Origin of the sequence: Streptomyces sp., from assembly GCF_035563135.1 — a bacterium.
Classification (GTDB): domain Bacteria; phylum Actinomycetota; class Actinomycetes; order Streptomycetales; family Streptomycetaceae; genus Streptomyces.
In genome coordinates this window covers 1-2,301 of record NZ_DATMVN010000068.1, presented here as the reverse complement: position 1 = coordinate 2,301, position 2,301 = coordinate 1, and the positions used below count along the sequence as shown (strand labels likewise).

At 72.9% G+C, this 2,301-nt stretch carries 3 protein-coding genes; 2 read left to right on the top strand and 1 reads right to left on the bottom strand.

The annotated features are described in order from the left end of the window. Positions 1–319: LamB/YcsF family protein (locus VN520_RS03020; RefSeq protein WP_325745253.1), on the bottom strand; the 319-nt coding region annotated here is incomplete at its 3' end. A 63-nt stretch (positions 320–382) separates the two neighbouring features. Here VN520_RS03020 and VN520_RS03015 point away from each other — a divergent pair. Both VN520_RS03015 and VN520_RS03010 read left to right on the top strand, forming a co-directional pair. After that, on the top strand, positions 383–1,027 hold the full coding sequence (locus VN520_RS03015) for a hypothetical protein (protein ID WP_325745252.1): 645 nt from the start codon (positions 383–385) through the stop codon (positions 1,025–1,027). A gap of 81 nt (positions 1,028–1,108) precedes the next feature. After that, positions 1,109–2,301: Cmx/CmrA family chloramphenicol efflux MFS transporter (locus tag VN520_RS03010; RefSeq protein WP_325745254.1), on the top strand; the 1,193-nt coding region annotated here is incomplete at its 3' end.

The following is a 2,301-nucleotide window of genomic DNA, read 5'->3' as shown; positions in this document are numbered from 1 at the left end:
CCGCGAAGACCCGCAGGGCCCCGATCTGGTAGGCGGTCTCGGCGGTCAGTTCGGCCGCCGGTACGTCCATGGCGCGCCGCCCGAACCCGGCCAGGTCGCGGTAGGAGACCTGCGCCCCGATGCGGACGCCCCGCTCCGCCGCCGTGTCGCAGACCCGCCGCATCACCGAGGCGTCGCCCGCGTGGAAGCCGCAGGCCACGTTGGCGCTGGTGACACAGGTCAGCAGCGCCTCGTCCTCGGTGAGGGTCCAGCGTCCGAACCCTTCGCCCAGGTCCGCGTTGAGATCGATGAGATACCTGGATTCCGCCGCTTCCGTCACAACCGCACGCTAACGACCCGCCACCCCGCCCGACAAGGTCCCCCGGCGCTCTACAGTCGCCGTATGACCGACGCCGCCGCGCTCCGCACCCGCTGGCAGGACGCCCTGGTCGCCGCCCGGGGCGGCGCGCCGGGCCCCGACCCGCTGCCCTACGCCGACAACCTCCTGGACCGCTGGGCCGAGCCCCAGCGGCGCTACCACACCACCACCCATCTGGCCCAGGTCCTGGACCGCGTCGACACCCTGGCCGGCCACGCCTGCGACCCGGACCTGGTGCGCCTGGCCGTCTGGTTCCACGACGCGGTCTACCGCCCCGACCGCTCCGAGAACGAGGAGCGCAGCGCCGCGCTCGCCGAACGCGCCCTGCCCGAGGCCGGTGTCCCCGACGCGGCGACCGCCGAGGTCGCCCGGCTGGTCCGGCTCACCGTCACGCACGACCCGGCGGACGGTGACACCAACGGCGAGGTGCTGTGCGACGCGGATCTCGCGATCCTGGCGGCGGCCCCCAAGGAGTACGCGGCGTACGCGGCGCAGGTGAGGGAGGAGTACGGCTTCGTCCCTGACGAGGCGTTCCGTGAGGGGCGTTCGGCCGTCCTCCGGCATCTGCTGGAGCTGCCGAGGCTGTTCCGTACGCCCCGCGGGGCGGCGGAGTGGGAGCCGCCGGCGCGGCAGAACCTGACGACGGAGCTGGAGCTGCTCACGCGCTGAGACGGGGGAATGACAGGGGCGAAAGCACTGTTGGCCACTGTCATGCCCGACTCTGCCTCCTCCGCCTCCAGCCGTCCCCGTATGCCGATGGCCGTCTACATCCTCGGCCTCTCGGTCTTCGCCCTCGGTACCAGTGAGTTCATGCTGTCCGGGCTGCTGCCGCCCGTCGCCGAGGACATGGGGGTCTCGATCCCGCAGGCCGGGCTCCTCATATCCGCCTTCGCGATCGGCATGGTGGTCGGCGCCCCGCTGCTGGCCGTCGCCACACTGCGGCTGCCCCGCCGTACGACGCTCATCGCACTCATCACCGTCTTCGGGCTGGGCCAGATCGCGGGCGCGCTGGCGCCGACGTACGAGGTGCTGTTCGTCTCACGGGTGGTGAGTGCGCTGGCGTGCGCCGGCTTCTGGGCGGTCGGCGCCGCGGTCGCCATCGCGATGGTGCCGGTGAACGCGCGGGCCAGGGCGATGGCCGTGATGATCGGCGGACTGTCGATCGCCAACGTCCTGGGAGTGCCGCTGGGCGCGTTCCTCGGGGAGAGCTTCGGCTGGCGTTCGGCGTTCTGGGCGGTGGGCGTGGCGTCCGCCGTGGCGCTGGCCGGCGTCGTCACACGCATCCCGCGCATTCCGCTGCCGGACGAGAAGCCGCAGCTCAAGCGGGAGGTCGCGATCTACCGGGACCGGCAGGTGTGGCTGTCGATCGTGATCACGGCACTCGCGGCGGGCGGTGTGTTCTGCGCGTTCAGCTATCTCGCGCCGCTGCTGACGGATGTGGCGGGGCTGGGTTCGGGCTGGGTGCCGTGGGTGCTCGGGCTGTTCGGCGTCGGCGCGCTGATCGGTACGACGATCGGGGGCCGGGTCGCGGACGCGCACCTCTTCGGTGTGCTGCTGAGCGGCATCAGCGCCTCGACGGTCTTCCTGGTGGCCCTGGCCCTCTTCGCGGCGAACCAGGTCGCGGTGGTCGTTCTGGCGTTCCTGCTGGGGCTGTCCGCGTTCTACACGGCCCCGGCGCTCAACGCCCGGATGTTCAACGTCGCGGGGGTGGCCCCGACACTGGCGGGGGCGACGACGACGGCCGCGTTCAACCTGGGCAACACGACCGGCCCGTGGCTGGGCGGCACGGTGATCGACGCGGACTTCGGCTTCCGGGCCACGGCCTGGGCCGGCGCCGCGATGCTGGTGCTCGGCCTGGCGGCCGTGACGGTCTCGATGCGGCTGCGCGGCGGGGGTGCGCCGTCCCTGCGGATCGCGGGCGCACCGGCGCAGAGCAGCCCGGA

What these genes read in the sequence shown, in the direction of transcription:
- VN520_RS03015 (WP_325745252.1), top strand. Translation starts at nt 383, where the DNA reads ATGACCGACGCCGCCGCGCTCCGCACCCGCTGGCAGGACGCCCTGGTC.